General features: G+C 59.5%; 6 protein-coding genes. 1 reads left to right on the top strand and 5 read right to left on the bottom strand.

Annotation, left to right across the window (positions count from 1 at the left end; translation table 11 throughout):
- Nucleotides 1–104: 104 nt before the first annotated feature.
- The 5 genes from HX811_RS02245 to colR all read right to left on the bottom strand — a co-directional run bounded on the left by HX811_RS02245 (nt 105) and on the right by colR (nt 3,878).
- Nucleotides 105–335 (bottom strand): hypothetical protein, encoded by a 231-nt coding sequence (locus HX811_RS02245; RefSeq protein WP_008433604.1) that lies wholly within the window; start codon nt 333–335, stop codon nt 105–107.
- Entirely contained in the window at nt 335–1,051 is a 717-nt protein-coding gene (locus HX811_RS02240) for a lipopolysaccharide kinase InaA family protein (RefSeq protein ID WP_023659223.1), read from the bottom strand. Before HX811_RS02240 ends, HX811_RS02245 begins: the two co-directional genes overlap by 1 nt.
- 4 nt (nt 1,052–1,055) lie before the next feature.
- The gene (locus HX811_RS02235) at nt 1,056–1,736 is read right to left on the bottom strand and encodes a class I SAM-dependent methyltransferase (RefSeq protein WP_008433602.1); all 681 of its coding nucleotides are present in this window, start codon (nt 1,734–1,736) and stop codon (nt 1,056–1,058) included.
- A 188-nt stretch (nt 1,737–1,924) separates the two neighbouring features.
- Entirely contained in the window at nt 1,925–3,205 is a 1,281-nt protein-coding gene (locus HX811_RS02230; protein WP_102369809.1) for a HAMP domain-containing sensor histidine kinase, read from the bottom strand.
- On the bottom strand, nt 3,195–3,878 hold the full coding sequence (colR, locus tag HX811_RS02225; protein WP_003208587.1) for a two-component system response regulator ColR: 684 nt from the start codon (nt 3,876–3,878) through the stop codon (nt 3,195–3,197). The genes HX811_RS02230 and colR overlap by 11 nt, the downstream gene beginning before the upstream one ends.
- Nucleotides 3,879–4,079: 201 nt before the next feature.
- On the opposite strand from colR, the gene HX811_RS02220 reads away from it, so the two are divergent.
- Nucleotides 4,080–6,029: an LTA synthase family protein gene (locus HX811_RS02220; protein WP_177044532.1), complete on the top strand. Its 1,950-nt coding sequence runs from the start codon at nt 4,080–4,082 to the stop codon at nt 6,027–6,029.

Here is a 6,029-nt window from a genome sequence, read left to right as displayed (position 1 = left end):
TACCGCAGCAACGGATATGTACTCGATCAATCAACCAACCCAAAACCCAAGCCCAAATAAAAGGCCTCGAACTAGCGAGGCCTTTTATTTGGGCTTCAATCTCTTCAACTCTGTGGCCTCATCCCTTGGGACATCCCAAACATGAACAACAACAACTCATGATCAGGCTTGGCCGCGACACCGACCTTGGCGATCCGCGGCATCGGGCATTGCTGCCCGACACCCTGCACCGCACTGAGAACTTGTGTCCGGGGCTGCTCCCAGGCAGCCAGGGCCAGGGCAGCTATGCCCAACGCCCCCAACAGAAACAAACCTCGTGCAATTTCTAGCTTCATTACGTTAAACCCTTGATAGCGCTGCCAAACGCCGTCTCGTAAAAGTAGCTCAGTTTTTGCCAGTCCGTAGCATTCCACGACGAATGGCGGCGCAACTGCAACATGTCATGCCGGGCCGCCCGCAAAGCGGTCAAGCGCTGCCGGCACTTCTCGAAATCCAGCAACGCCACCTCAACCTTCGCCGCGTCCCCCTCACCCGTCACCCGCACAAAGATATGCTTGATATACAGGCAACCATGCTGCCAACGCCCCTTGTGCATCCGCGCCAACGTACCCGCCAGTTCCTTGAGCAAACGCTCATGCACCAACTCGCCATACTGCTCACGACCACCGGCGGCGTACCAGTTTTCGATCTCGTCGAAACCGTCCAGCGACGCCGTCACCAACAACGCCTTCCATTGGTGCTCAGGATCGCGGCGGGCCTCGCAGAACACCAACTCCGGCACGCGTACATCCAGCAAGCGCAGGCCCTTCAGGGCGTCACGCTCACGCAACACAGTGGGGCGCCCAAACGGATGGAGCCAACTACGGTAGATATGACCGGTCTGGCGCTTGCTGTAGAGCAAACGCCCATTGGTGCCCGTCACCCGTTGCACACCACTTTCACCGCCGCGACGACGATTGGGCTCTTCGACCCACTCGCCCTGCTGGCGCCAGAAATAATCAAATCGCTCTTCGGGAGCTACTTCACTACCTGGTAAACACTCGACAGCCATCCTGTTACCTCTTGCGCAATACATACACTCGCCACATGGCGTAGAGCGGTATGAAGTCCAGAGATTCCTGAACACGGAAACCGGCCTGCTCAAACTCTGCCTCAACAGTAGCAGCCGGTAACACAAACCGATTTTGGTAACCTTCCTGCTCACCCTTGTTGCGACGCCGCACTTCGGCACGCTTGCGCTTCCACGCCTTGAAGTTGCCATCCACCCACAACGAGATAATCACGCTGTCACGGGTAACACGCTGAAATTCGCGCAGTATTGCCAGCCTGTGCTCGGGGTCACCAATGTGGTGCATCAAGCGCATGCAGAAAATACTGTCGACCGCATTATCTGGCAAATCGATATCAAAGGCAGACGTTTGCAAGGGGCGTACCCGTTTCACCACATCCGCCGGCTGGGCGACGGTGGCAATCTTCAACATCGACGCGGAGTTGTCGGCGCCGATGATCACGCGGTTGGGCTTTTCTGCCAGCAACGGCCAGAAACGCCCGGCACCACATGGCAAATCCAGCACCAGGCCAGGCTCACCGGCCATGGCCAGCGCACCACGGGCCAATTGCTCGTCGCGTTTGTGGGACAACCGGCGAGCCAGATTGTCCTGGTGTTTGAGTAAATAATTCTGCGCGTGCTGATCGTCGTACTTTTCGGAAAATTCGAGCTTGATCGGGGTAGGCATCACCGGGTCTCCAGTTACTGATGCCTACAACCTTAAAAAGAATCCTGTGATCAACAGGTCAACACGTTGTGAAAAACTTGTCCTGTCGAATCGTATACATTACAAAACTTTGCAGACACAATTCGTGGCATGATGCCATCTTCGGCGAAAATCAGGAAGTCTGCCGCAGCTTAGCGGCAGGGCAGGCATCAGGCTTTGACCTGACTCAATTCGACGTGAAAGCGGCAGCCGTTGGGCTCCATGGTGCTGAGGCTGACGCTCCAACCCTGGTTCTCGCAGATGCGCTGAACCAAGGACAAACCCAGGCCAAGGCCTTCACCGCGCTTTTCACTGCCACGCACAAACGGTTCGAACATCGCTTCGCGCTTGTCCTCGGGAATGCCCACGCCAGTGTCTTCCACCACAAAACCGCTCGGTTCCAGGGTAAGGCGGATCAAGCCATGCTCGGTGTAGTGCAGGGCATTACGCAACAGGTTGCCCATGACCGCGTGCAGGAAGGTCGCGTTGTAGCGGGTATCCAGTGGATTGCCCGGTTGATAGATCAGCTCAAGGCCTTTGCGCTCGATCGGCTCACGCCAGATCCCCAGCAAGTCCTCGGCCACCTGGGCCAGGTTGGCCTGGGGCGACATGCCGGCCTCCTCGCGCTGGGCACGGGCCAGCATCAGGAAGGTCTGCACCAGTTCGCGCATTTCTTCACAGGCCCGCGCAATGCGCTCGACCTGCTTGCGGCCGCGCTGGTCAATCGCGGGGTTCTCCAGCAACAGCTCGCAGGAACTGGCGAGCACCATCAGCGGGGTGCGCAATTCGTGGCTCACGTCACTGGTAAACAGTTGCTCCCGGGACAATGCCTGGCGCAAACGGCCCAGGGTGGCGTCGAAGGCCACGGCCAATTCGCCGACTTCATCCGCGGCGTAATCCGGCGCCAGCGGTGGTGCCAGGCCGAGTAACTGGTCGCGGTGCCGCACCTGGCGGGCCAGGCGCACCACCGGCGCCATTACCTTGCGCGCCAGCACCCAGCCGAGGAATACCGCCAGCGCCAGGCTGAGTACAAACCCCACCAGCACCACGGCAAACAGCACGCGCTCGCGCTCTTCGAAATCGCTCTGGTCTTGCAGCAGGACATAACGGCGGCCGTCGACCACCTCGACCATGGCATGGTAGGACAGCGCCTCCCGAAACACCTCGTGAAAACCAGGCTCCAGATGGCGCAAGTCCTTGGGCAGTTCGAAATCGCCGGGGCCGCCGCTGAAGTAGAACAACTGGTCGGGCTCGGGGCGATGGCTCCAGTCCTCGACGCTGTCCATCAGCAACAGGCGTTGCAAGTCACCGCCCAGGCCTGCCGAAATGAGTTTTTCTTCCACCAGGTGCACCGTTGCGACGATGCCCATGGCGAAGGCCCCCGCCACCAACGCGCTCATCAAGGCGAAGGCGATGATGATCCGTTGGGCAAGGCTTTGCTTAAACTCCATCACGACCCTCGGCCAGGCGATAACCCACACCGTGCACCGTTTGCAGCAACGGCTTGGCGAAGGGTTTATCAATCACCTGACGCAGTTGATGGACATGGCTGCGCAGGCTGTCGCTGTCCGGGCAGTCATCGCCCCACAGGGCTTCTTCGAGAATCTCACGGCGCAATACATGCGGGCTTTTCTGCATCAGCACCGCCAACAGCTTCAGGCCGACCGGGTTGAGCTTGAGCAGGCGCCCTTCGCGGGTGACTTCCAGGGTGTCGAGGTCGTAGTTCAGGTCACCCACTTGCAAGGCACGGCGCCCGCCACCCTGGGCACGACGCAGCACCGCTTCGATACGCGCGGCCAGCTCCGACAGCGCAAACGGCTTGAGCAGGTAGTCATCGGCGCCGGACTTGAAGCCCTGCAGCCGGTCATCCAGTTGGTCGCGCGCAGTGAGCATGATCACCGGCGTGTCGCGGCGCGCGTCTTCACGCAGGCGTTTGCACAGGGTGTAGCCATCAATGCCAGGCAGCATGATGTCGAGCACGATCAGGTCGTAATGTTCGGTGGCAGCCAGGTGCAGGCCCGACAAACCGTCCTGCGCACAGTCTACGGTGTAGCCCTTCAGCCCCAGGTAATCGGCCAGGTTGGCCAGAATATCGCGGTTGTCTTCAACCAATAAAATTCGCATGGGCAGTGTCTCCGTACGCGGTAACGGCCGTGTTGGCTCGCGCAGCTTAAGGCCAAGTATGGCTCACGGCTAGGCCTGAAGGCCGCGCCGATTACTGTTTTCAACCGATTGGGGAACTTAACGAGTTTTTCACTATAGGTTCACAAGCTGACTACAGTGTCAGCGCGAAGATCGCGCCCATCGAAAATAAGGAACGTTGACATGGGTTTTCCAAAAACGGCGCCAATGCGCTATTTGCTGTTGGTGACCGGTGCCTGGCTGGTGGTTTTTCTACTGACCCGCAGCGTGCTGCTGGTAACCCATCTGGATGAGGTGAGCGGCAACCTGCTGCCGGTATTCGGCGTAGGGCTGCTGTATGACCTCGGCTTCCTCGCCTATGCCGCCCTGCCCCTGGGCCTGTATTTGCTGCTGTGCCCACCGGGGTTGTGGCGCCTTCGTGGCCATCGCTGGTTCCTGCAGGCGGTACTCACCGTCAGCCTGTTCGCCATGCTTTTCACCAGCGTGGCCGAATGGCTGTTCTGGGACGAGTTCGGCGTGCGCTTCAACTTTATTGCCGTGGACTATCTGGTGTACTCCAAAGAGGTGTTGAACAACCTGCTGGAGTCGTATCCGATCGGCAAGCTACTGAGCCTGCTGGCCGTGATGGCGATTGTCTTGAGCCTGGCCTTGCGTAAACCATTCAACGCGGCGATGAACTCGCCGTTGCCTGCGATGCGCAAACGCCTGCTCAACGCCCTTGGTTTGTTGGTGGTGGCCGGCCTGAGCCTGCAACTGATCAACCAGGACAGCCCGCGCAGCCAGGGCGGTAACGCCTACAACAACGAATTGGCCAGCAACGGCCCCTATCAGTTCTTCGCCGCTTTCCGTAACAACGAACTGGACTACACCCAGTTCTACAAGAGCCTGCCGGCGGATGTAGTCGCCAAGCAGTTGCGCGCCGAACTCAGCGAGCCCAACGCACGGTTTATCGGCACGGATCCGCTGGATATCCGTCGCGCCATTACCAACCCCGGCACGCTGCGCAAACCCAACATCGTGCTGGTGACCATCGAAAGCTTCAGTGCCAAGTACATGGGCAGCAACGGCGACCCGAATAACCTCACGCCCAACCTCGATGCGCTGCGCAAACAGAGCCTGTACTTCAATAACTTCTACGCCACCGGCACCCGTACCGACCGTGGCCTGGAAGCCATCACCCTGGCCATCCCGCCAACGCCCGGGCGCTCCATCGTCAAGCGTATCGGCCGGGAAAGCGGTTTCGGCAGCCTGGGCCAGCAGCTCAACGCCATTGGCTACGACAGCGTGTTTGTCTACGGCGGCCGGGGCTACTTCGACAACATGAACGCGTTTTTCAGCGGCAACGGTTACCGCGTGGTCGACCAGAGCAGCGTGCCCGAATCCGAAATCAGCTTTAAAAACGCCTGGGGCATGGCCGACGAAGACCTCTATAAACAGACGCTGAAACTGGCGGACGCCGACTACGCCAAGCAGCAACCATTCCTGCTGCAACTGATGACCACCTCCAACCACCGTCCGTATACCTATCCGGCTGGCCGCATTGATATCAAATCCGGTGACGGTCGCGACGGCGCGGTGAAGTACACCGACCATGCCATCGGCCAGTTCCTGGAGGCGGCGCGCCAGAAACCCTGGTTCGACAACACGATCTTTATTTTCGTCGCCGACCACACGGCGGGCAGCGCCGGCAAGGAAGACCTGCCGATGGTCAACTACCAGATCCCGCTGTTCATCTACGCACCCAAGCTGGTAGACGCCGGCGAGAACGCGAAGCTGGCCAGCCAGATCGACCTCGCCCCGACCCTGCTGGGCTTGCTGAACCTGAGCTACGAGTCGACGTTTTTTGGCCGCAACCTGCTGCAGGACAACCCGCTGCCGCCACGGGTAGTAGTCGGCAATTACCAGTACCTGGGGTTGTTCGACGGCAAGGACCTGGCGATTCTCAGCCCGCGCCAAGGCTTGCGTCGGCATGACCAGGCCCTGGGCGACAGCCACGAAATCCGCGTTGGCAGCGATGACCCGTTGATCCAACGGGCCATCACCTACTACCAGGGCGCCAGTTATGACTACAAGCAACAGTTGCTGAGCTGGAGGGTGCCCAAGGACGAGGCTCCCCAAGTGAGTACACGCTAA

This window comes from Pseudomonas sp. F8002 (assembly GCF_013385495.1).
GTDB lineage: Bacteria > Pseudomonadota > Gammaproteobacteria > Pseudomonadales > Pseudomonadaceae > Aquipseudomonas.
Note: the sequence above shows the minus strand (reverse complement) of the source record. Positions and strands in the feature narration are given on the sequence as shown.

What these genes read in the sequence shown, in the direction of transcription:
- HX811_RS02245 (WP_008433604.1), bottom strand. Translation starts at nt 335, where the DNA reads ATGAAGCTAGAAATTGCACGAGGTTTGTTTCTGTTGGGGGCGTTGGGC.
- HX811_RS02240 (WP_023659223.1), bottom strand. Translation starts at nt 1,051, where the DNA reads ATGGCTGTCGAGTGTTTACCAGGTAGTGAAGTAGCTCCCGAAGAGCGA.
- HX811_RS02235 (WP_008433602.1), bottom strand. Translation starts at nt 1,736, where the DNA reads ATGCCTACCCCGATCAAGCTCGAATTTTCCGAAAAGTACGACGATCAG.
- HX811_RS02230 (WP_102369809.1), bottom strand. Translation starts at nt 3,205, where the DNA reads ATGGAGTTTAAGCAAAGCCTTGCCCAACGGATCATCATCGCCTTCGCC.
- colR (WP_003208587.1), bottom strand. Translation starts at nt 3,878, where the DNA reads ATGCGAATTTTATTGGTTGAAGACAACCGCGATATTCTGGCCAACCTG.
- HX811_RS02220 (WP_177044532.1), top strand. Translation starts at nt 4,080, where the DNA reads ATGGGTTTTCCAAAAACGGCGCCAATGCGCTATTTGCTGTTGGTGACC.